This is a genomic window from Streptomyces sp. NPDC045778 (genome assembly GCF_056431945.1).
Genome location: NZ_JBWKJZ010000033.1, coordinates 33,256 through 55,305 on the forward strand (window position 1 = coordinate 33,256; position 22,050 = coordinate 55,305).

18 protein-coding genes are annotated in these 22,050 nt (G+C 73.8%); 5 read left to right on the forward strand and 13 right to left on the reverse strand.

The genetic code is table 11. The features are described from left to right. Nucleotides 1-5: 5 nt before the first annotated feature. The 6 genes from AC07GB_RS32090 to AC07GB_RS32115 all read right to left on the reverse strand — a co-directional run bounded on the left by AC07GB_RS32090 (nucleotide 6) and on the right by AC07GB_RS32115 (nucleotide 8,601). Nucleotides 6-3,983: a lipopolysaccharide biosynthesis protein gene (locus AC07GB_RS32090; RefSeq protein ID WP_478851618.1), complete on the reverse strand. Its 3,978-nt coding sequence runs from the start codon at nucleotides 3,981-3,983 to the stop codon at nucleotides 6-8. Further along, nucleotides 3,976-4,779, reverse strand: a complete 804-nt coding sequence (locus AC07GB_RS32095; protein WP_478851620.1) for a polysaccharide deacetylase family protein — start codon at nucleotides 4,777-4,779, stop codon at nucleotides 3,976-3,978. Before AC07GB_RS32095 ends, AC07GB_RS32090 begins: the two co-directional genes overlap by 8 nt. Continuing rightward, on the reverse strand, nucleotides 4,776-5,783 hold the full coding sequence (locus AC07GB_RS32100; RefSeq protein ID WP_478851622.1) for a glycosyltransferase family 2 protein: 1,008 nt from the start codon (nucleotides 5,781-5,783) through the stop codon (nucleotides 4,776-4,778). Before AC07GB_RS32100 ends, AC07GB_RS32095 begins: the two co-directional genes overlap by 4 nt. After that, on the reverse strand, nucleotides 5,780-6,676 hold the full coding sequence (locus tag AC07GB_RS32105; RefSeq protein WP_478851624.1) for a glycosyltransferase family 2 protein: 897 nt from the start codon (nucleotides 6,674-6,676) through the stop codon (nucleotides 5,780-5,782). Before AC07GB_RS32105 ends, AC07GB_RS32100 begins: the two co-directional genes overlap by 4 nt. Nucleotides 6,677-7,106: 430 nt before the next feature. Continuing rightward, nucleotides 7,107-8,210: a GNAT family N-acetyltransferase gene (locus AC07GB_RS32110; RefSeq protein WP_478851626.1), complete on the reverse strand. Its 1,104-nt coding sequence runs from the start codon at nucleotides 8,208-8,210 to the stop codon at nucleotides 7,107-7,109. 34 nt (nucleotides 8,211-8,244) lie between these two features. Continuing rightward, nucleotides 8,245-8,601, reverse strand: coding sequence for a hypothetical protein (locus tag AC07GB_RS32115; RefSeq protein ID WP_478851628.1), 357 nt, complete (start codon nucleotides 8,599-8,601; stop codon nucleotides 8,245-8,247). A gap of 233 nt (nucleotides 8,602-8,834) precedes the next feature. Here AC07GB_RS32115 and AC07GB_RS32120 point away from each other — a divergent pair, with 233 nt between their 5' ends. Next, the gene (locus tag AC07GB_RS32120) at nucleotides 8,835-9,653 is read left to right on the forward strand and encodes an SGNH/GDSL hydrolase family protein (protein ID WP_478851630.1); all 819 of its coding nucleotides are present in this window, start codon (nucleotides 8,835-8,837) and stop codon (nucleotides 9,651-9,653) included. Nucleotides 9,654-9,669: 16 nt separating this feature from the next. On the opposite strand, the gene AC07GB_RS32125 is transcribed toward AC07GB_RS32120, so the two are convergent. Genes AC07GB_RS32125 through AC07GB_RS32140 form a run of 4 tightly spaced genes read right to left on the reverse strand, consistent with a single transcriptional unit; the run spans nucleotide 9,670 to nucleotide 15,738 of the window. Continuing rightward, nucleotides 9,670-11,406 (reverse strand): serine/threonine-protein kinase, encoded by a 1,737-nt coding sequence (locus AC07GB_RS32125; protein WP_478851632.1) that lies wholly within the window; start codon nucleotides 11,404-11,406, stop codon nucleotides 9,670-9,672. 42 nt (nucleotides 11,407-11,448) lie between these two features. Beyond that, nucleotides 11,449-12,858 (reverse strand): nickel transporter, encoded by a 1,410-nt coding sequence (locus tag AC07GB_RS32130; RefSeq protein ID WP_478851634.1) that lies wholly within the window; start codon nucleotides 12,856-12,858, stop codon nucleotides 11,449-11,451. After that, nucleotides 12,855-14,198, reverse strand: coding sequence for a tetratricopeptide repeat protein (locus AC07GB_RS32135; protein WP_478851636.1), 1,344 nt, complete (start codon nucleotides 14,196-14,198; stop codon nucleotides 12,855-12,857). The genes AC07GB_RS32130 and AC07GB_RS32135 overlap by 4 nt, the downstream gene beginning before the upstream one ends. 1 nt (nucleotide 14,199) lies before the next feature. Further along, nucleotides 14,200-15,738, reverse strand: coding sequence for a DUF4331 domain-containing protein (locus AC07GB_RS32140; RefSeq protein WP_478851638.1), 1,539 nt, complete (start codon nucleotides 15,736-15,738; stop codon nucleotides 14,200-14,202). A 207-nt stretch (nucleotides 15,739-15,945) separates the two neighbouring features. Between AC07GB_RS32140 and AC07GB_RS32145 the strand changes: the two genes are divergently transcribed. From AC07GB_RS32145 to AC07GB_RS32155, 3 genes are all read left to right on the forward strand, one after another. Continuing rightward, nucleotides 15,946-16,488 (forward strand): sigma-70 family RNA polymerase sigma factor, encoded by a 543-nt coding sequence (locus AC07GB_RS32145; protein WP_478851640.1) that lies wholly within the window; start codon nucleotides 15,946-15,948, stop codon nucleotides 16,486-16,488. Between the two features lie 77 nt (nucleotides 16,489-16,565). Beyond that, nucleotides 16,566-17,309, forward strand: coding sequence for an anti-sigma factor (locus AC07GB_RS32150; RefSeq protein WP_478851723.1), 744 nt, complete (start codon nucleotides 16,566-16,568; stop codon nucleotides 17,307-17,309). A 116-nt stretch (nucleotides 17,310-17,425) separates the two neighbouring features. Further along, a complete protein-coding gene (locus AC07GB_RS32155) occupies nucleotides 17,426-17,695 on the forward strand; it encodes a hypothetical protein (protein WP_144002587.1) in 270 nt (89 codons plus the stop codon). Nucleotides 17,696-17,849: 154 nt separating this feature from the next. On the opposite strand, the gene AC07GB_RS32160 is transcribed toward AC07GB_RS32155, so the two are convergent. The 3 genes from AC07GB_RS32160 to hmgA are packed head-to-tail and all read right to left on the reverse strand — an operon-like array spanning nucleotide 17,850 to nucleotide 21,220. Further along, complete coding sequence (locus AC07GB_RS32160) at nucleotides 17,850-19,049, reverse strand: type ISP restriction/modification enzyme (protein WP_478851642.1); 1,200 nt, start codon at nucleotides 19,047-19,049, stop codon at nucleotides 17,850-17,852. 25 nt (nucleotides 19,050-19,074) lie between these two features. Then, nucleotides 19,075-19,824 carry a GntR family transcriptional regulator gene (locus AC07GB_RS32165; protein WP_478851644.1) on the reverse strand — a complete coding sequence of 250 codons (750 nt, stop codon included), beginning with the start codon at nucleotides 19,822-19,824 and terminating at the stop codon, nucleotides 19,075-19,077. Between the two features lie 52 nt (nucleotides 19,825-19,876). Further along, nucleotides 19,877-21,220, reverse strand: a complete 1,344-nt coding sequence (gene hmgA / locus AC07GB_RS32170; RefSeq protein WP_478851646.1) for a homogentisate 1,2-dioxygenase — start codon at nucleotides 21,218-21,220, stop codon at nucleotides 19,877-19,879. 140 nt (nucleotides 21,221-21,360) lie between these two features. On the opposite strand from hmgA, the gene AC07GB_RS32175 reads away from it, so the two are divergent. After that, nucleotides 21,361-21,993, forward strand: coding sequence for a TetR/AcrR family transcriptional regulator (locus tag AC07GB_RS32175; protein WP_478851648.1), 633 nt, complete (start codon nucleotides 21,361-21,363; stop codon nucleotides 21,991-21,993). Nucleotides 21,994-22,050 lie beyond the last annotated feature (57 nt).

A 22,050-nucleotide genomic window follows, 5' to 3' on the forward strand; every position in this document is an offset into this window, starting at 1 on the left:
CCGGCCTAAGCCATCGTCAGGAACCGCTGGACCAGCGACGCCAGGAACACCGCGAGCAGCGGCAGCGAGAACCAGAAGCTGCTCTGGAGCCAGCGCTGCTGCGCCACGCTCGGCGGAGCCGCGACCCGCACCACCTCGCGCGCCGCGAGCAGCAGCACGAGCGCCACCACCGCGAGGCCGCCGACCACTGACCACGGCGTCCACGTCACCTTGGGGCCGACCGCCCCCGGATCCGCCTTCGCGGCCGCGCCCTCCGGCCGCTCGCGCAGCGTGTACAGCGTCGCGTCGGCGTTGCTGAGGACCTTCTTCAGGTCCGCGCGCTCGTCCAGGTTCCGCATGAGCCGGGTGTCCCAGTTCTCCGGATAGCCCGAGTCCATCTGGAGGTACACCGTCTGGCCGCGGTTGACCATCAGATACGAGTTGGGCCCCGCGTCCTTGAGCGCCTTCACCAGGCCCGACACCAGGCGCGGGTCGGGCGGCGCGAGCGTGGGCAGGTACTCGACCTTCTCCGCGTCCTGCTTGCCCCAGGGGATCGACGGCGTCACGTTGGTGACGGTGTCGTTGCTCATCCACAGCAGCCGTACCGTCGGGTCGTCGTGCGCGTACACGTACTCCATGGCGGCGACCTCGCCCGGCCTGACGCGCTCGAAGGGCTCGTTGCCCCAGCGGGCCACCAGGAAGCCGCCCACCAGGACGAGCCCCGCGAGCAGCGCGGCGTACGGCGCGAGGCTCACCCGGTCGCGGTCCCGCTCCTTGGCGGTGGCCCCGGTGCGCGGGAACAGCGCGAGCCCGCCGAGCAGGGCCGCGCCCGGCAGCGCGAACATGAAGACGCGCAGCGCCATCTCGCCGCCGTAGCTCTGCATGCCGAAGCCGAGGAACGGCACGAAGGCCAGGACGACGAGCGACACCTCGCGGTACTTGAGCCGGCGCCTGCGCAGCCAGCCCCAGCAGGCGAGCGCGAGCACGCTCCCGGCGAGCGCCACGCGCGTGTACAGGACCAGCTTGTGCGTGGGGTCGCCGCCCTCGATCCGGCCGGACACGGACGACGACACATTGCCGCCGACGCCGCCGACGCCGCCGAACAGCTCGTCGAAGTGCCCCGACCAGTACGGCTCCGCGAGGAAGCCGAGCCAGAGCACCACGAGGACGCCGAAGAGCAGCGGCAGGCCCCGCAGTTCGCAGCGGCCCACGAGCACGAGGACCGTGACGACGCCGAGCATCACGAACGGCGTCAGCTGGTGCGCGGGCACCGTCGCCGCGAACAGGCCCATGAGGACCAGGAGCAGCACCGCCTGCTGGCGCCGGTTCGCCGGCTCGACCTCGGCCTCGCCGGGCCGCCGCTTCGACCAGAGCACGCGGGGCGCCCGGAACCACACGAGGAGGATCGCCACGAAGACGATGTACAGCAGATATGTGAAGCCCTGCGGGGAGAAGTAGTCCTGGCCCACCCAGCCGCTCAGGACGAACAGCCACAGGCCCGTCCACTTGGCCCGCCAGCTCGCCCGCATGTGCCGGGTGAGCAGGTACATCGGCGGCAGGTACAGGAGCTGGACCGCAAGCGGCCACCAGCGGATGAGCACGGTCAGGTCCGAGACGCCGCACGCCTCGGCGAGGAACGTGGCGCCCGCGAAGAACCCGGGCCAGCTCCAGCGCGCGTCCAGGTCGGGCGCCGCCGTGCCGGTCCGGTCGATGAACTCCATGAAGCCCAGGTGCTGCCAGGCCGTCGCGAACCGCGGCTCGGTCTCGATGACGGCGGGCAGCGCGTGCAGCGACACCACGGTGACGACGAGGGTCACCGCGAGCAGCCGGGTGCGGGGCCGGTCAAGGCGGAGCAGCGAGGCGAACACCACCACGAGGAGCACCGCGCCGACCAGCGTGGGCGCGGGAAGCACGGAGACGAGGCCGAGCCCGCCCATCGCGTCGAGGTCGCTCTCGCCGAGCCCGAGCGCGGGCACCCAGTACAGGCCGAGGGCGAGGACCAGGAGCAGCGCGAGGACCAGCGGGGTGCGGTCCGGGGCCGGGGCGCGGCGCGGCGGCGCCGGGGGAGCGGGGGCGGCGGACGCCGGTGAACCGGCGGGCGGCACGGGCGGTTTCGCCGCGGTGCTCCCGGCCGCTCCCCGGGCGGCCGGGGCGCCCGTGACGGGTGTCGGTGTCTTCATGCCCGGTGAACCGGGCGCGACCGGCCCCGGTGACGGCACGGCCGCGGGTCCCGTGGCGGATCCAGGGGCGTGCGCCGCGTCCGGGCGCCCCACTGGCGTCCCGCGCGACGGCGTCCCGTGCCACGGCGTTCCGCGCGACGGCGTGCCGCCGAAGGGCCGTCCCACGGCCCACGCGGGTTGGTGCCCGTCCACGCCGCCGCCCGCGCCCGTGTGCAGCCGCGTCCCGAACGGCGGTGTCGCCGGGCCGGGGCGCACGTCCGGCCTGCGCTCCTGGTGGTCCAGGTCGGCCCGGTGGATCGCCAGTTGCAGGGTGTCCGCGTCGAGGGAGTCGCGCAGGGCCCACGCCGGGCCGTGGCGGTGCCCTGAGGCCGTGGCGAGGGCGACCGCCTCCGTGCGGGCCTGCGGCGACGGCGGGACGTCCGAGGTGCCGAGGTCCGCGAGGTCGCCGTCCGGCGCCGCCTCCGGTGCCGCGCGGTGCGTGATCGCGTACAGCCTCGGCGCGGCGATCGCCACGATCACCGCGAGGCTGGAGATCTCCGCGACGCCCGCGCCCGTCAGGCCCATCCTCGGCAGCAGGATCAGCGTCAGGCCGAGTACAAGGGCGCACAGCAGGCCCTGGAGCCAGGCGAGGCCCGACGTGCGGCTCTGCGCCCTGAGGACGGCGAAGTACGTCTCCATGACGACCCGCAGCGCCGTCCCCACCGCGAACCAGCGCAGCAGCGGCGTCGCGGCCTCCGAGTAGCCCTGCCCGAACACGTGCAGGATGTAGGGCGCGCCCAGGAAGATGACCACGCACACCGGGAGCATGATCCGCAGCATGCGGCGGAGCGCCGCCCGGGTGTTCGCGGCGAGCCGCGCCGGGTCGTGCGCCCCCTCGACGGTCAGCGAGGCACCCATGTTGATCGCCAGCAGGTTCATGGTGCCCGCGATCGTCGTGGTGATGTAGAAGTACGCGTTGTCCTCGGAGCTGACCTGCGCGGCGACGATCACCGGGACCAGGTACACCACGGCGAGGGAGAACAGCGAGCCCGTGTAGTCACCGGCCAGGAAGCGGCCGATCTCGCGCATCGAGGGCGGCTTCGCCTTGCCCTCGGTGGCCCGCACGTGGCGCGGCACGAGGCGCCGGAACACCAGCCAGCCGAGCGGCACCACGGACAGGGCGATGGCGGCCACCCACGACACGAACACCCCGGCCGTGGGGATGGCCGCGGCCAGGACGATCAGCAGGGCGAGCTTGACCACGGAGAACACGGTGTTGCCCACCGGTACCCACAGCGCGCTGCGCAGGCCCGTGAGCACGCCGTCCTGGAGGGTGAGCAGACACCAGGCCACGACCGCCGCGACGAAGCCGATCCCGGCGAGCGGGCCGTGCAGGAAGCGGTAGGAGGGCCCCCACAGGTCGAGCGTGCCCAGGAAGACCAGCGCCGCGAAGCCGACGACGATCGAACTTCCCGCGTACGTACGGAAGATGAGCTTGCCGGTGGCGCGGCCCGCCACCGGGATGAAGCGGGCGAGAGCGCCCGTGAGCGTCACGGCGGTGACGCCCGCGAGGAGCTTCATCGCCGCGATGGCCGCCGAGCCCTGGCCGACCGCCGACTCCGAGTAGTACCGGGCGGCGGCCAGCCAGAAGCCCAGGCCGAGCAGGCCGGAAATGCCGGTGTTCAGCATCAGCGCGTACGCGTTGCGGAACAGGGGGCTGCCCCCGCCCGCCCCAGGCAGACGCAGCCTCCGGGACCTTCTCTCCTTTCCGCCGGACGGCGGTGCGCCGCCGGTACTGCTGGTGGTCCCAGTGACCTCTGCCTGTGCGGTGGTCGTGTCAGACACGGGAGCGAGCTGCCTTCCGGCGGGCTTGTTGGCAACGGCGGACTATGGCGTAACCCTTGGTCAGGACCCGGTCCCTGGCGAAGGTCCGGGTGACCGAACGGCCCTCGGTGAGCCGCTCGAACTCATCGAGGCCCGTACTGCGCCGCACCGTCACCCGGCGCAGTGCGTACGGGCCCTGACATCTGCGGGCGAGGGTGTTCCCCACGGCGAGCGACTGGCAGAACCCGGCGCCGCGCACCGCGCGCCGCACCCGGCGGCTGGAGTAGCCGTACGGGTAGGCGAACGACACGGGCGTGGCGCCGAGTTCAGCGGCCAGGATCTCCTTGCAGCGGACCACCTCGAACCACAGGGCGTCGTCCGAGAGCTGGTCGAGCTGCGGGTGGGTGTGGCTGTGGCCGCCGATCTCGACGCCGGACTCGGCGAGGTCGCGCACCTGGTCCCAGGTGAGCATGGTGTCGAGTCCGCCGCCGGTGGCGTACGTGCCGTGCAGCCAGCCCGTCGCGATGAACAGCGTCGAGGCGAAGTCGTGCTTGGTCAGGATCGGCAGGGCGTGCTGGTGCACGCCCTCGTAACCGTCGTCGAAGGTGATCAGGACGGGGCGCGTGGGCAGTGGCCGGCCCGGGTTGCGCCAGTGCCAGGCCAGCTGCGCGGTGGTGAGCGGGGTGCAGCCGAGCGCGCGGAGCACTTCCATCTGCTCCGTGAACGCCTCCGGCGACACGGACAGCTCGTGCGTCGCGTCGTTCGGCAGCCGGGCGACCGAGTGGTACATGAATATGGGGATACCTCTTCGGTTCATCCAGCCACCCCCTCACCACGTCTCTCCTCGGGGCCCTCCGCCACGTCCACGACCGCGAAGCGCGTCCCCGCCCTGCGGGCGCGGACGCTCCCGATGACGTACCCACCGGCCGCCGCCACCACGCCCGTGACGATGGCGCCCGCGCGGCCCGCCCCGCCGGGGCGGCCGAGCAGCGCGTCCCGCAGTCCGCGCCCGACCCCGGCGGGCAGCACCCGCGTGGTGTAGCGCCGCTCGGACTCCAGGCCCTTGTCCGCGCCCACACTGCGGGCCACCAGGGCTTTGGAGAGTCCCTCGGCGTAGGCCCGGGAGCGGAAGTAGCGGAACCGCTCGCGGGCCGCGGGCACCCGGTGGTGGATGACCGCGCGGTCGTCGATGAGCAGCACGGCGTCGGGCCTGGCCCGGTTGAGCCGGATGCACAGCTCGGTCTCCTCGCCCCCGAGCGGGCGCTTGTCGCCGTCGCGCCCGATGCCGGTGGCGAACCCGCCGGCCAGCTCGAAGGCGGTGCGCCGGAACGAGGCGTTGCCGCCGAGCACGTTGCGCACCCGCACCCGGCCGGGCGGGTGGCCCCGGTACATGCAGCCGACCACCCAGTCGAACTCCTCGGGGAACCAGGCGGGGCGGCGCCGCGAGGCCCACACCGGCCGCGTGGCGCCGCCGACGGCGTACACCTGCGGATCGTCGTAGGCCTCGGCGAAGCGCCGCAGCCAGTCGCGCTCGGCGACCGCGTCGTCGTCGAGGAAGGCGATGACCTCGCCGCCGGACGCGGCGATGCCGGTGTTGCGGCCCGCGGACAGGCCGCGGGGGCCCGCGTTGGCGAGCACCCGCACGTCGGGAGCCTCCTTGTACTCCTTGGAGAGGCGTTCTTCCAGCGTTGGGTTGTGGTCGACCACGAGCAGGGTCTCGTGGGCCGCGAGGGACTGGCCCCGCACCGAGGCGACCGCCGAGAGGATGTCCTCCCAGCGGTCCTCGGTGTACACGCAGATGACCACCGAGATAGTGATCAAGAAGCCTCTCCCTGGCGCGCCGAGAGGGCGGCGGTGCGTGTCTCCCGCCGTTGGGTCCGCCGGTTGGAGCGCTCGGTGAGGATCACCTTGAGCACCCGCAGGCCGTCGCGCACCGCGCTGAGATTGCTCACGCCGTGGATGCGCAGATACTCGTGGCTCGGGATCTCCTGGACCTTGAGCCCTGCCTTGACGACGCGGATGTTCATCAGCGTCTCGACCTCGAAGCCGGTGCAGTCCAGCTCGATCTTGTCGAGGCAGTGCCGCCAGAAGGCGTTGTACCCGTAGCACAGGTCCGTGTACCGGGCGCCGAACTTGGCGTTCACGACCGCGCACAGGGCGAAGTTGCCGAGTTTGCGGATGAGCGTCATGTCGTCCGTGCCGCCGCCGTTGGCGAACCGGGAGCCCTTGGCGAAGTCCGCGCCGGAGACCAGCGCGGAGACGTAGGAGACGATCTCGTGCCCGTCGGCGGAGCCGTCCGCGTCGACCATCACGATGATGTCGCCCGTGCACGCCTCGAATCCGGTGATGAGCGCGTCGCCCTTGCCCTTGCCGAGCTGCCTGACGACCTTCACGTCCGGCCACAGCTCGCGTGCGACCTGCACCGTGTCGTCGGTGGAATTGCCGTCCACGAGGACGACTTCATGGACCCACTCGGGCAGGGTCTTGAACACATAGGGAAGATTCTCCGCTTCGTTCATCGCGGGAATCACGACGCTCACCGGGGGCGCAATCGCCAGGTGCGACGATACCGGCCGGTATTGGTGCTGACTGGGAATGGCGGGCAATCCGCCTTTGGTCATCGACGGCCGTGCCGACTTCGCGGCGGTGCCGTTCTCGGACGGGTCGATTAAAGGATCTTGGCCCGAATTGAACGGGCGCACAGCGGAACTCATGAGTCTCTTGTCCCTCTCGTCCGGTGGACCGCCCGCCCCCGGGCGGTCCGGTTGTGGGTCCGGTTCGAAAGGGGGGGTTCTCACGTCCGGCCACGCCGGAGCCCACACCGTGCGGTGAGCTCCGGGACAGGCCCGGGTGAGCTGGCATGACTGCGCGGCACGTGACCCGGACGACTTGTGGTCACCGGGCACGGGCACCCCCCTACCGCGCCCCGCAGCGGATCCATCGCGGTCTTGAGCCCTCCCCTAGACCGACTGCCGATGAATCGTTGCGGGTGGATGTACGACGTTATTGATGCTTGCGACCGTATGGCAAGACCTGGAACGAGGTCTCACGTTTTCTATAAATTGACCGTTGTCTTAGGACACTTTGGCTGCGTCCTGTTCACCGGTTCTTTCTTGACCTTCCTTGGCGGTTCCTGCGCACTTCTCACTCTTTCCGGCGCCGGGAACGGATCTTTCCCAGGCCCTTGAGCAGGCGATCCGCCGGTTCGAACAATTCCGGTCGGGATACGACGGTGTTGCGCAGCGCCCGGACCGGTGCGCGATGCGCACGATGGCCGAGAGCCATGGGGTGGCGCAGCGCCACCCACCCCTCGGACACGGTCAGTTCCCGCGTCCTGAGGGAGTCCTTGTACTGCTTCTGGCCACGTCCGAGATCGAGGTGGGCGATGCCGTCGGCGGCGGCCGCCTCGGCCATGTGCAGATGGAGCAGCAGGCCGGGCGAGTACTTCGCGAACTCCGGGTCGTAGGCCGGGAACCAGCAGGAGAGCACGCGCTCGGTGCGCGGCCCGAAGTGCGCGGCGACGGGCGCGCCGCCCGCGTAGAGCACGGAGAGCAGCCCCTGGAAGGTCTCCGAGCGGGTGTGGAAGAGCTGGTGCACGAGCTGGGTGATCCAGGCGTGCGCGAAGCGGTCGCTGCGGCCGGTCCTGCGGTACTGCGCGGACTTCCAGGCCATCAGCGTGTGCAGGGCCTTCGGGTCGCGCTCGTCGTGCACGTACCGCACCTCGCCGTGGTCGCGGGCGAGCTTGCGGCCCTTGGCGCGGGTGCTGCGGAGGAACTTCGGCGACTGCTCGCGCAGATGGGCGAGGTAGGCCTCGTACCCCTGGTCGAGTTCCATGATGGGTGAGGCGTAACGGCCGGTGGCCCCCGCCTGGAAGGCGGGCTGGCCCTCCACGAGGTGGTCGTACTCGTACATCACCAGGCCGCAGGCGCGCAGCAGGCGGCGGGCGTCCCAGGTGAAGCCGGGCCGGTGCACGACGCCCTGGCTGTCCGAGACGCCGAGGCCGACGGCGCGGCCCACTCCTGTTCTCGACCGCTGGTACGGGAAGAACGCGGCGGGCCCGCCCTCCTCCCGGGCGATCGCGATCCGCACGTCGCGCCGCACCCGGGCCACGGCGAGCGTGAACTCGGGGGAGAGGAAGGGGTTCGCGAGGCCGGGCGAGCCGTTCAGATGTGCCTTGGACTGCAGGGCGGTCCATGCCACCCGGTCCGCCGCGGTGAGTTCGCCGGGGCGGTGGACGGTGATCTCCACGTCATCGAGTCCGTCTCCTCGGGGCGCGGTGGCGCTAGCGCCGCGCCAGTGCCGACAGGAAGATGACCGCGCTGATCCCCGCCACCGCCGCGACGCCGCCGCGTACCGACCACACGTGCAGGGCCAGCATGGCCTGGGCGACCAGCAGGTCGACCACGACCGCCGCCGAGACGCAGGCGAGGGCACGGCCCCAGGGGTCGAGCCCCCGCAGCCAGTGCGCGAGCGCGGCGGCGGGGGCGGCGACGAGGAAGAAGAGGGTCAGGGGGCCGCGCACCGGAGAGGAGAGGTCGAGCAGCGCGAACAGCGCCCCGACGCACCCGGCCGTGACGGCCACGCCCGCGAGCAGCGGGCTCAGATCCCCGCGTGACGACTTGAGCCTGATGGTCTGCATGGGCGACTTTGCCCCCCGAAGCGCCGGATGCCGGGCTTCAATGTGGCGCAGCGGGCGGCGGCTCGTCAAGACGCCGATGCGGTGGGCAGTTGTTCGCCGTCACCCCTTGGAGGGTCGGTGAACTCCCGGGGTGGGTAAGGGAATTACTGAAGAATTGATTGTCATGGACACTATCGACGGTGGGTGGTGCGGTGCTACCACTGTCGAGCCGGAAATCCTGCTCGGGAGGTTCCATGAGATTGTCCCGTTTCGCGTCCTATGCTTCCGCGTTCGTCCTCGCCGCGGCCGCCACCCTCACCGGGGTGGGCGCCGCGTACGCCGACAGCGAGCGCCAGAGCGCGGCCCCCGCCTATGTGGCGCTCGGGGACTCCTATTCGTCGGGCGTCGGCGCCGGCAACTACGACAGCGGCAGCGGAAGTTGTAAACGCAGCACCCGGGCCTTCCCGGCGCTGTGGGCCGCGGCCAACGCCCCCTCCAGCTTCAGCTTCACGGCCTGCTCCGGCGCGCGCACCGACGACGTGCTCGCGGGCCAGACGGGGCCGCTCAACTCCGGCACCGGACTCGTCTCGATCACCGTCGGCGGCAACGACGCGGGCTTCAGCGACGTCATGACGACCTGCGTCCTGCAGTCCGAGGACAACTGCGTGGCGCGCGTCAACCAGGCCAAGGCGTACGTCGACTCCACGCTGCCGGCCAAGCTCGACCGCGTGTACACGACGATCAAGAGCAAGGCGCCGTCCGCCCGGGTCGTCGTCCTCGGCTACCCCCGCTTCTACAAGCTCGGCGGCGGCTGCCTCGCCGGTCTCTCCGAGCGCGAGCGCACCGCCATCAACGGCGGCGCCGACCACCTCAACGCGGCCCTCGCCAAGCGCGCCGCCGACCACGGCTTCGCCTTCGGTGACGTCACCACCACGTTCTCCGGGCACGAGATCTGCTCTAGCTCCCCGTGGCTGCACAGCGTCGTCTGGACCAACATCGGCGAGTCGTACCACCCGACCGCCGCGGGCCAGTCCGGCGGCTACCTGCCCGTGTTCAGCAGGAACGCGTCCTGAGGCCAAGGCCGCCGGCTCAAGAGGCCGAATAGGAAGAGGGGGAGCCCCCGCCGGTCGTGGGCTCCTCCTCGCACGTCACCGAGTACGCCACCGAGTTGGACGTGGCCGGCACGGGGGAGCGGACCTCCACGCGCAGTTCGTTGTGGTACGTCCCGCTCGTCGTGGTCGGCAGCTCCGTGTGGTTGACCTGCTTGGTCCTGCCGCTCGCGGCCGGGAACGAGAGTGACTTCCAGCCCGGGTCGCCGGACTCGCCCTCGGCGGTGACCCACCGGTACTCGACGGTCACCGGGACGCGTCCGACCGTGAACGTCGCCGTGAACGACGCCGGCCGCGTCGGCGGGCAGGCCCCTGCGTATTCCGTGCCGTGGCCGGTGAGGGAGACGCGCACGGACTGGGGCGGGGGCTTGGTGGTGCCGCCGCTGCCGCCGCCGTCGGTCGAACCGCCCTTGCCGCCACCGCCGTTGGTGCCCCCGCCGCTGCCCGAACCGCCGCTGCCCGATCCACCGCCGCTCGACCCGCCGCCGTCGGTGCCTCCGCCGCTGCCGCCTCCGCTCCCGCTCCCGCCGCCGTCGCCCTTGCCTCCGGTGCCGCCGCCTCCGGTGCCGCCCGCGTCGGCGCCGGACGTGCTGCCGCCGGCGCTGTTCCCGCTGGTCCCGCCGTTCCCGCCGTCCCCGTCGCTGTTGCCGACGAGGGCGTACGTGAGGCCGCCGATGCCGAGCACCAGCGCGGCGGCGCCCGCGACGAGGACCACGGCCGCGCGGCGCGAGCGGGGTCTGTCGGGCGTGGTCGTGAGGGTCGTACCACCCGACGGCGCGCCCGCGGCGCCCGCGGCCGCGTGACCGCCGGGCGCCGGAGGAGGGGGCGGGGTGGGGCCGGGCTGGTGGTGGGCGACCACCGTGGGCGCGTACGGAACGTCCGGCTGCCCGCTCGGCGGGTGCCCCTCGGCGATGAGCCGCAGGTCGCGCTCGACGTCGGCGGCCGTGGCGCGCTCGGCGGGGTCCTTGCGGAGCAGGCCCTCGATGACCGGCGTCAGCGGCCCCGCGCCGCGCGGCGGCGGCAGTTCCTCGTCGACGACCGCGCGCAGCGTGCTCAGCGGGGTGTGCTGGCGGAACGGCGAGACGCCCTCCACCGCCGCGTACAGCAGGACGCCCAGCGACCACAGGTCGGACTCGGGGCCGGGGTGCTCCCCCAGCGCCCGCTCCGGGGCGAGGAACTCGGGCGACCCCACGACCTCGCCCGTCATCGTGAGGGCGGAGCTGCCCTCCACCGTCGCGATCCCGAAGTCCGTCAGGACGACGCGGCCGTCGTTGGCCAGCAGTACGTTGCCGGGCTTCACGTCGCGGTGCAGGACGCCCGCGCCGTGGGCGGCCCGGAGCGCGCCGAGGACCTCCGCGCCGACGTGCGCGGCCCGCTGCGGCGTCATCGCGCCCTCGGCCTCCAGGACGTCCGAGAGGGCCAGGCCGCGCACCAGCTCCATGACGATCCAGGGGCGGCCCTCCTCGCGTGCCACGTCGTACACCGTGACCACGTTCCGGTGGGGGATGCGGGCGGCCGCCCACGCCTCCCGCTCCAGGCGTGCGTACAGCCGCTCCACGTCGCTCGCGGGCAGGCCCGCGGGCGCGCGGACCTCCTTGACCGCGACCTCGCGGCCGAGCACGTCGTCCCGGGCCCGCCACACCGTGCCCATGCCGCCCTCGCCGAGCGGGGAGAGGAGGCGGTACCGCCCCGCGATCACGCGCGCCTGACCGGTCACGGTCCCCCCATTCGCAGCCGTGCGATTCTCCACAAAAGTAGCTCAACCGAGCGCGGTTGCAGCCCCCTTGAGCACCAATCCGCACCCGAGCGCGAGCACCACGCAGGCGGAGCCGAGCGGCGCGGCGCGGCGCGCGAGGCCGGACGCGCGGCCCCGGGCCAGGCGCCGCCCCGCCACCGCGCCGAGCCGCACCACGAGGAACCCCGCGGCCGTCAGCGTGACGGCGAGCCCGGCCCCGTAGGCGAGCACGAGCAGAAGGCCGAACCACGCCTCGCCGAGGGCGGCGGCGCCCACCAGCACGACGACGGCGGAGGGGCTGGGCACGAGGCCTCCGGCGAAGCCGAGCAGGAGGGTGCCGCGCACGGTGGGCGGCGCGTGGTGGTGCGCGTGGTGGTGAGCGTGGTGGTGCGCGTGGTGCTGTGCGGCCCCGCGTGCGCGGCGCCATGCGCGCCGTACGAGGAGCGCGCCCGCGCCGGTCACCAGGACTCCGCTGGCCACGCCGAGCCAGGCGACGACCGAGGGCGCCGCCGCCGAGCCGCCCGCCACGAGCAGCCCGAGCGCCACCACGCCGAGGGTGTGCGTGACCGTCACGGACGCGGCCAGCGGCAGCACGTCCCGCGGTGACGCACGGCCGCGCGCGGCGGCGGCCGCGGCCATCAGGGTCTTGCCGTGGCCGGGCGCGAGCGCGTGCAGGGCGCCGAGCAGCAGGGCGGTGCCGAGCGCGAGCCCCGCGAAGGCCGGGGTGAGGTCGTGCCGGGCCACCAGGCCGGTCAGCGCGTCGGTCGCGGCGCTCGGCAGGGCGGAGCCTGGGGCCGCGGGCGCCGGCTCTTCGGTGCGGGCGGGGCCGCCGGGGCGCGCCCGCAGCGAGGCGCCTGTCGCGTCGGGCGATGAGGCGCCGGGCGGGTAGCGGGTGAGGCGCGCGGAGCGGGACTCCCGCGGCACGCTCGCCCCGCTGAGGGTCATGCGGTCCCCGCGCGCGGTGATCTCCCGCCAGCCCGGCGCTGCCTGGGGCGCGGCGCGGAAGCGGACCGTCAGGGCGCCGGGCGGCAGCGGGGCGGCCAGCCGGCACTCGACCCGGACGGTGGGCAGGCCCGCCTGGCCCGGGCGCACGCGGGCCGTGGCGCTCGCCGTGCGCAGGGCGGCGCTCCGCCCGCCCACCTCCACCCGGGCGCGCGCGGCCGCCGCGCGGCACCGCTCCTGCGCCCAGCGGTCCCTTCCCTCGCGGTCGATGGCGGGCTCCGCCTGCGCGGCGGGGATCTCCGCGAGGTCCTCCACGTGCTCCACGCGGAGGCGGCCCGGGGACAGGAGGAGGCCGTCGTACTGGTTGACGGTGAAGTTGCCGAGGGGGTGGGCGTGGGCGGGGGCGCTCACCCCTAGGGCGAAAGCGAGGGCCAGGAGCCCTGGCAGGGCCCAGCGCCGCGCCCCGGCGAGGGGCCGCCATGGTGCGGTCACCGTGGCACCCCCAGAAGGCGTCGCGCCTCCGCGGCGCCCCGGGGGGAGAAGCCCGGGTTCAGATTCAGCGCGGCGCGCAGCCAGGTGTGGCCCGCCGTGGGGGACAGGGCGGTCTCGATGACGCCCCGGTGGTACAGGAAGGCGGCCTCCCGCATCCCCGTGCCCGTGGCGCGCCGCGCGTACCGCAGGGCCTCCCGGTCACGCCCGTTGACGTGCAGCGCCCAGGCCAGCGCGTCCGCCGTGTGTACGGTGTGCCGCCGCTGCCACTCGTCCCGCGCCGCGCGCAGCGCCTCGGCACGGTCGCCGTGGTCGGCCGCGGCGAGCGCGGTGTCGAGGTCCGGGTTGACCCCGTGCGCGCGGGCGAGCCGCACCCAGGAGCCGATGAGCCGGTACTGCTCGCGGGCCCGCGCCCCGTCGCCCCGGGCGTCGTACAGCTCCCCGAGGGCCACGAGCGCCCCGGGCAGCGGTCTGCGGGTGACGACGGCCCGCAGGTCGGCGACGGCGCCGTCCGTGTCGCCCCGCGCGGCCCTGGCCCGCCCCCGCGCCTCCAGGGCGGGCAGGTTCCCCGGGTCGGCCCGGAGCGCGGCCGCGCAGTGGCGCAGGGACGCGGTGTGGTCGCCCTGCCGCCACGCCAGTTGGGCGAGCGCCGTGGCGACGTACGCGACGTCACCGGGGGACCGCGCCGCCGTCGCGGCCCGGCGCAGCACGCTGCGGGCGCCGGACACGTCGCCGTGCAGCTCCCGTACGTACGCGTACCGCGTGAAGACGGGGACGCCGGGGCGGCGCGCGTCGGCCTCCCGTACGGCCCGCTCCGCCCGGTCGTAGCGGCCGAGTTCGACGAGCGCGTCGACGCGGGACGCCAGCGCGCCCTCGCTGTAGGGGTTCACGGCGAGCGCCCGCTCCGCGTACCGCAGGGCGCCGCCGAAGTCGTGCCGGGCGGCGGCGAGCGCGGCCCGTCCGGCGAGCGCGGAGTCGTCGGCGGGCCGCAGCGCGAGCGCGCGGTCCAGGGCCCGCTCGGCCTCCGCGTAGCGGGACGGGTCGCCGCGGAGCCGGGCCTGCTCGACGTACGCGGTGCCGAGGGCCGCCCAGGACCTGGCGTCCTGGGGCCGGGAGCGCAGCCGTGCCCGCAGCGCGGCCACCCCGCGGTCCAGGTCGGAGGCGGACAACCGGCCCCAGGTGGCGTCCGGCGCGATGCCCCGGGCGCCGGGCGGGGCGGCCGCCGCGGACGGCCGCCCCTCGTGCGAGCCCGACGGCACCCCGCCGAGCGTCAGCGCCCCGCCGGTCAGCGCGAGCGCGAGGACGGCGGCGGCCAGGAGGCCGCGCCCGGAGACCCGGCTCACCTCAGGCACCCCCGGCCGTCGCCCTGGCGCGCCGCCACCACACGAGCCCGCAGGCCACGAGCAGCACCCCGGCGCCGCCCGCCGCCGCGGACGCGATCAGCACGGTGTCGGTGGAGCGGGCGGCCTCCACGGGCGGCGCCCCGCCGCCGAGGGCGTCCCGCGCGCCGGTGGCGTCCTTGTCGGCCACCTGCCCCCGCGATCCGGCCGTGGGCAGGGCCAGGTACGGGAAGGAGTTCCCGAAGGGCTTGTCGTTGGCGTCGACCGCGTCGCCCAAGTCGTTCTTCTGGCCCACCAGTTCGCCCTCGACGACCTGGAGCGAGATGTCCAGGACGTCGTCGCTCAGGCGCCGCCCGTTGGGGTAGCCCGCGTTGTCGCCGTCGAGGACACCGAGCCGCTTCGGCGAAGCGGCGGGCCTGACGGACGTGTTCAGGCGCAGCGCCTCGGCGGGCCGCACGCCCGGCGGCTGGTTGAGGTCCTTCACACCGGTGAGGAACACCGAGACCAGGTCCTTGCGGGGCTCCTTCGGCGCCTTGATCTTGTAGAGCTTCTCGATGATCCGCGGCAGCTCCGGCTTCTGGACGTACGGCAGGAACCGTGCGTCGTTCCACGGCGCGGACGCGTTGAACCTGTCCTTGTCCTTCATCGGGACGACGACCTCGTTCACCAGGGGCGAGCCGAGCCGGGACACCTGGGTCCACTTGCCCGCCGCGTTCCTGCGCTGCGTCGTCGACCAGATGCCGACGGTCGGCTGGTCCTTGGACTGCCGGATCTCCGCGCTCGGCACCTGGAGCGCCACCGAGTTCACGTTGTACCCGGCGACCGTGTCCCGCCCGACCTCCGACAGGTCCTTGCCGTACACCAGGTCGAAGACCCTGAGGTCGAGGAAGAAGGGGTCGTCCGCCTGCCCGACGAACGAGGTGCCGCCGCCGGGGAGCTTGCGCACGGCCTGGTCGCGCAGCTTGCCGTAGTCGGGCATGGACGCCTTGCCCACGTGCGAGGGCGCGATCGGCAGGTCGTCGGCGACCTTCTTGGTGGAGACGACCTTCTGGTCCTTCAGCCGCAGCAGGTCGATGTCGTACGTCTGCGTCACGTTCAGGTCCGGGTCGTCCAGGCTCGTGACCTCACCGGTGTTGTAGAGGAAGGTGTCCCCGTCCCTGGTGCGCGTGTCGAACGTCCAGCGGTAGAGCAGGTCGCCCTGCGCGTCGCCGTCGCTGTCGATGTGCACGTCGTACTGGGCGTCCTCGGGGAACGGGTAGAAGTTCGGGCCGCCCGCCGGCTCCTCGAACGGCGTCCAGTTCGCGACGATGGTCGTCGTGTCGGGCCGGTCGGGGCTCACAAAGGCGTACACGTCGGTGTTGTCGTACTGCGGCTGCCCCGAGATCAGCGGGGCCTCCCGGTGGCTGGAGGCGCTCGCCGTCTCCGGCCGGAGCGTGCCGACCCCGGTGGCCGCGAGCCCCCCGGCGGCCAGCGCGCCGCCGACGAGGGCGGCGAGGCCACGGATTCCCCCTCGCCTCGCCCGGTTCGTGCCGACTGCTGTCATCGTGTCCGTCCTCACCTCGGTGGCCGGGGCCGCGCGCTGACCGCGCGGCCCGCCTGACGCATGCCATTCGGCACGGGGGCGGCGGCGGATTGGCCCGCGCCCGCTGATTTCCGCGGCGGCGCGCCAATCCGGTCCAGGGGCTCGCCCCGAATCCCCGCCGAGGCCAGAATTGAGCGCCCGGGAAGCCGGGAGAGCGGGGGGACGGCGGTGGAAGCGGACGAACTGCTGCCACGGGTGGCCGACGGCGACCACAAGGCCTTCGAGGACCTGTACGCCCTCGTGTCCGGGCCGGTCTACGGCCTGGTGCGGCGCGTGCTCCGCGACCCCGCGCAGTCCGAGGAGGTGGCTCAGGAGGTGCTGCTCGAACTGTGGCGCACCGCGGCCCGCTTCGACCCGGCCCGGGGCACGGCCCTGTCCTGGATCCTCACCCTCGCCCACCGCAGGGCCGTCGACCGGGTGCGCAGCGTCCGCGCCGCCGGTGACCGCGAGCGGCGCGCGGCCCACCGCGGCGAAGGACCGGCCTTCGACCAGGTCGCCGAGGAGGTGGAGGGCAGCCTGGAGCGCGAGTGGGTGCGCCGCTGCCTGGAGCGCCTGACCGACCTCCAGCACCAGGCGCTCACGCTCGCCTACTACGACGGCTACACCTACCGCGAGGTGGCCCGGCGCCTGTCCGTGCCGCTCGGCACCGTCAAGACCCGTATGCGGGACGGCCTGCTGCGCCTGCGCGACTGCCTGGGCGCCGCCGCATGAGCCCTGGGGAACCCGGACCGCTGCGCCGCCTGCGCCGGTACGCGAGCGGCCTCCGGCTCGGCCCGCCCCTCCACTCCATGCACTCCCTCGCCGTGCCGTACGCGCTCGACGCCCTCGACCCGGACGAGACGCGCCGCTTCGAGAAGCACCTGGCCACCTGCGACCGGTGCACCGACGAGGTGCGCGCGCTCGCCGCCGACACCGTGCGCCTGGCGCGCGCGGCCTCCGTCCCCGCCCCCGACGACCTGCGGGAGCGCATACTCGCCGCCGTGCGCACCACGGCACAGGAGCCCGCCGTGCGGCCGGCTCCGCCCCCGCCCCTGCCCGTGGCGCCGCGCCGCGCCCCCGGCCGGGCGCCGCTCGCGCTCGCCGCGTCCGCCGCCGTCCTCGCCCTCGTCGCCGCCGGCTTCCTCGCCCTCGCCCTGGTCCGCACCGACGACGAGCTGACCGCCGAGCGGGCCGCCGCACGTGAGATCGCCCACGTCCTGGCCGCCCCCGACGCCCGCGCGGACGCCGACCGGGACGCGCGGGGGCGGGGCATCGGCGTGGTCGTGTCCCGCGCGGAGCGGCGGGCCGTGGTCAGCGTCACGGGCCTGGGCCGACCCCCGCAGGGGCGCGCGCATCAACTCTGGGTGATGCGCGCCGGGGCCGCGCCCCGCTCGCTCGGGCTGCTCGATGGCGAAACGCCGGTGGTCGCGAAGGATCTCAGCACCCGAGCGACATCACTCGCTGTCACCGTGGAACCCGATGGTGGCTCCACGCAGCCCACCAGCAGGCCTCTGGTCCAACTCGCCCTGGAATCAGTTGGATTCGGAGAGTAACCGTCAACCTCCTTGTGGAGAAGGTGAATCCCGCCACCGGGATACACGAGTGTCATGGTGGGGCGATAGGGTTAACCTGCCCTGGGCCGGGTGCCCTCGTACGGGTGGGGAGTGACATGGAACAGATAACAGTGCGCAGCAGGGCGAGGGTCCCTGCGATCACTTGTGGGAGCGGCGCGAGCAGTAGGCGCCTCGACCGTCATCTCTCGGTGCTGGGCGGCCCCGCCGTCCCGCAGCGCGAGTCGGCCGAGGCCACCCTGCTGATGCGCGAGCTGACCTCGCGTGACGCCGCGCACGAGCGGGGCGGCAAGCGCGCGCAGGTGCGCCGTGTCTCGCTGTTCGCACCGCTGCGCAGACTGCGCCGCTCGCTGTTCGGCGGCCACTGACCTCTGGCGCGGGCGCCTCCGGCCTCGCCCTGGGGCGCCCGCGCTTCCCGCCCGACCCGTTCTCCCCGCCGTCACTCCCGGCACGCGGCGGACACCGGTGACTCCCCCCCCCCGTGGCCCGCGGCTCCGCACGCGCCCGGCCCGGGTCCAGCCCTCACAGCAGGGCGTACTGGCCCTCCGGCCCCTCCTCGTGGTGGTCGAGCACCGAGGCCGGCCGCCGGGCCGCCGCCGGGACGGGCAGAAGGCCCGCCGTGTGCAGCTCGGCGGCCGTGAGCACCTCGTCAGGGGAGAGTTCAGGGAGCGCCGGAAGCTCCGCGAGGAGGGCGAGGACCGTGATCAGCTCCAGGAGCTGCGAGGTCCAGGCCTGGGGCCACGCCGAGGGCCGGACGGCCTCCAGGGTGCCGGGCTCCGCCGGGGCCGCCCGCCGCTCGAACCACAGCTCGATGACCCGCACCCCGCTGACCTTGAAGTCCCACGCCCCCGCGGGCACGGGCGAGATGAGCCCGCCCTCACCGACCCGCAGGACCTCGTCCTCGGCGTCGTAGACGAGCCCGGAAGGCCGTGCGGGCAGCGGCGCCCGCACGTACGGCCGCCGCCCGCCCGGCAGCTTCGGGCGCTCTCCCGCGGCCCCGCGCAGCTGGAGCCAGAGCGCCCGCCGCCCCAGCTCCACACCCCGGGCCCACGCGTCGGCCGCGGAGGTGAGCGGCACGACGGGGCCCGCGGGCGTGGCCCGCGCGGCGACCAGGGTCCAGGCCAGGAAGTCCTCCGGGGTGACGCCCGACCCGTACCGCTGGGAGAGATGTTCCAACAGGCCGGATAGAACGTTCGTTTCAGTGCTGTCAGGACGTCGGTAGAGCGGGCGGATGCGGCCGGGCCGCCCGGCGGGGGAGCGCCCGTCCGGCAGCACCGCGGAGGCGAGCACCGCGGGCCCGGCGTCCGCGTCGGGGACGTACCCCTGCTCGGTGAGGAAGAGCTGTCCGGCACCGGCCACCCGCCACAGCTCGGGGCGGGCCGCGTCGAGGAGGCGGTGGTCGGGTATCAGCCACTGCTCGTCGAAGGGCCCGTGCATCACCCGGACGGGGTCGGCGCAGGGCCCGTCCTCGCGGGCGAGGCGTCCCGTGCCGCCGCCGCAGCCGGGCAGCTGCGCGACCGAGGTGTGCAGGGTGCGCGCCCGGGTGGGGCCGAAGAGCGCCTCGCGCCCGGCCGCGTCGGCGCGGACGAAGGCGTCCCAACGGGCCCTGAGGGACGCGGCGTCGGGTGCCATCGGCCACCCGCGCCCCGGCCGGAGCGGCGCGACGGACCACGGCATGAGATCGGCGAGCGGCGGCGCGTCGTCGTACGTCACGCCCGGCATCGTACGACGTGCCGGGAGGCACCCATCAGGTCGCGTCGAGCGTGACGGTGAACGAGAAGCGGTCGCCCCGGTACTGGATCCGGGCCACGTCGAGCGCCCGGCCCTCGGTGTCGTAGGTGATGCCCGTGTAGTGCAGGATCGGGCTGAGCAGCGGCACTTGGAGCAGCCGGGCCGTCTCCGGGTCGGCGAGCCGGGCCTCCACGGTGTCGGTGATGCGTGAGATCGCCACGCCCACCACGTCCCGCAGGACCTTGGTCATCGGCCAGCGCTCCAGGTCGGCCGGGTCGATGCGCTCGGCGAGGTCGGGGCGCACGTGGTTGCGCGCGTGGTTGGTCGGCTCGCCGGTCCTGGCGTCGCTGCGCAGCCGGTGGTACGTGGCGACCTCGGTGAGCCCGGGGAAGTGCTCGGCGACGTCGGTGGGCACCCGCTCCCGGCCCTGGGACAGGAGCTTGGTGTCCATGCCGGACTGCTGCGCCACGATCGCGTCGACCGAGCCGAGCAGCCGCACCGGCGAACCGCGCCGCACGTCCGGCTCGATGAACGTGCCGCGCCGCCGGTGCCTGCTGATCAGGCCCTCGTCCTCCAGCTCCTTGAGGGCTTGGCGCATGGTGAGCACGCTGACGCCGTAGTGCCCCGCCAGCTGCTCCTCGGTGGGCAGGCGCAGCGGGGCGTCCGGCGTGCGGCCGAGTATCGAGGCGCGCAGCGACTGCGACACCTGATACCACAGCGGAAGCTTTCGGTTCAGGACGATCGAGTCCGGGGCGAAAGCGGTCACAGGGAACTCCGTACTTCCGAAACGACGCGGACAGCGGCCGGAAGTGGTGGTACTACGGCCGGAAATGACGCTCCAGACCCTGCCACACGTCGTCGTACCCCCGCTGGAGATGGCCGGCCGAAGCCGCCTGCTCGGTGGCGGTCACCGGCCAGCGGGTCTCGAACATGAACGCGAGGCCGTCGTCGATCTTCTGCGGCCTCAGCTCCGCGGCGCTGGCCTTCTCGAAGGTCTCCCGGTCGGGGCCGTGCGCCGACATCATGTTGTGCAGCGAGCCGCCGCCCGGCACGAAACCGTCCGCCTTGGCGTCGTAGGCGCCTTCGATCAGGCCCATGTACTCGCTCATCACGTTCCGGTGGAAGTACGGCGGGCGGAACGTGTCCTCGCCGACCAGCCAGCGCGGGGCGAACACCACGAAGTCGACGCCCGCGAGGCCGGGGGTGTCCGAGGGCGAGGTGAGCACCGTGAAGATTGACGGGTCGGGGTGGTCGTACGAGATGGTGCCGATGACGTTGAAGCGGCGCAGGTCGTAGACGTACGGCACGTGGTTGCCGTGCCAGGCGACCACGTCTAGCGGGGAGTGGTCGTAGGTGGCCGCCCAGAGGTTGCCGCAGAACTTGTTGACGACCTGGACCGGGCCCGCCGTGTCCGCGTCGTCCTCGTACGCGGCGACGGGGGCCAGGAAGTCCCGCGCGTTCGCCAGGCCGTTGGCGCCGATCGGGCCGAGGTCGGGGAGCTGGAAGGCCGCGCCGTAGTTCTCGCAGACGTACCCGCGGGCGCTGGCGTCGAGCAGCTCGACGCGGAAGCGGACGCCGCGCGGGATCAGGGCGATGTGGCCGGGCTCGGCGTGCAGCAGGCCCAGCTCGGTGCGCAGCAGCAGGCCGCCGTGCTCGGGCACGACGAGCAGCTCGCCGTCGGCGTCGCTGAACACCCGGTCCATGGAGGCGTTGGCGTGGTAGAGGTGGACGGCCATGCCCGTGCGCTGGGTCGCGTCGCCGTTGCCCCCGAGGGTCCAGAGGCCCGCGAGCCAGTCGGTGCCGGGGGCGGGCTCCGGCAGCGGGTTCCAGCGCAGGCGGTTGGGGTCGGGCACGGACTCGGTGAACGGGGCCGTGCGGATCGCGCCGTTGTCGATCCGGGTGAACGACGGGTGCGCGGCCGAGGGGCGGATGCGATACAGCCACGAGCGGCGGTTGTGGGCGCGCGGCTCGGTGAACGCGGTGCCGCTCAGCTGCTCCGCGTACAGGCCGAGGGGGGCGCGCTGCGGCGAGTTGCGGCCGTGCGGCAGGGCGCCGGGGACGGCCTCCGAGCTGTGCTCGTTGCCGAATCCGGAGAGGTAGGTGAGCCCCTCGGCGAGCTTGCGCGCGTCGTCCCTGTCGTCCTTCGGCTGATCCCCGCTCATGACAGCTCCCTCGGCTCCCCGGCCCACGACGGACCGCCGCCGGCGTCCTCGCCAACGATTCCTATGGGACACCGTAGGATTCGTCATTACCCCGCGCAAGAGGGATCCGTGAAATGTGAACGGTGTTCTACCCTCCCGGGGTGCGTGACTCTTCCGGTACACGGGACCCGAACCACCGGGCGGCCCTGCGCCGCACCCCCGTGCAGCGCCGCAGCGCGGAGCGGCTGACCCGGATCCTGGACGCCTGCGCCGCCCTCCTCGACGAGGTCGGCTACGAGGACCTGACCACCCGGGCGGTCGCGGAGCGCGCGGGCGTGCCCATCGGCTCGGTCTACCGCTTCTTCGACAACAAGCGCGCCCTGGCCGACGCCCTCGCCCACCGCAACCTCGACGCCTACGCCCGCAGGGTCACGGCCCGCATGACGGTCGTGCCCCGGGGTGACCTGCGCGGCGCCGTCCAGGCCGCCTTCGACGAGTATCTGCTGATGAAGCGGACCGTCCCCGGCTTCGGGCGGGTCGACTTCGGCATTCCGTCGGCGCCCGACGCGATGCCCGACGCCAACGAGACGGTCGCGGAGCGCGTCGCCGGGCTCCTCGCCGGACACCTGGGCCGCCCGCTGGACGCCCGCCTCCGCCGCACCATGCTCGTCAGCGTCGAAGCCGTGGACGCGCTGCTCCAACTCGCCTTCCGCGCCGACCCCTTGGGGGACCCGCAGATCGTGGCCGAGACGCGGACCCTGTTGTACGCCTACGTCGAGCGGGCCCTCGGCTGACCACTGGCGCCGTACATACCGGTCGGTATGCTGAGGGTGGACCGCGCCGCCGCGCCA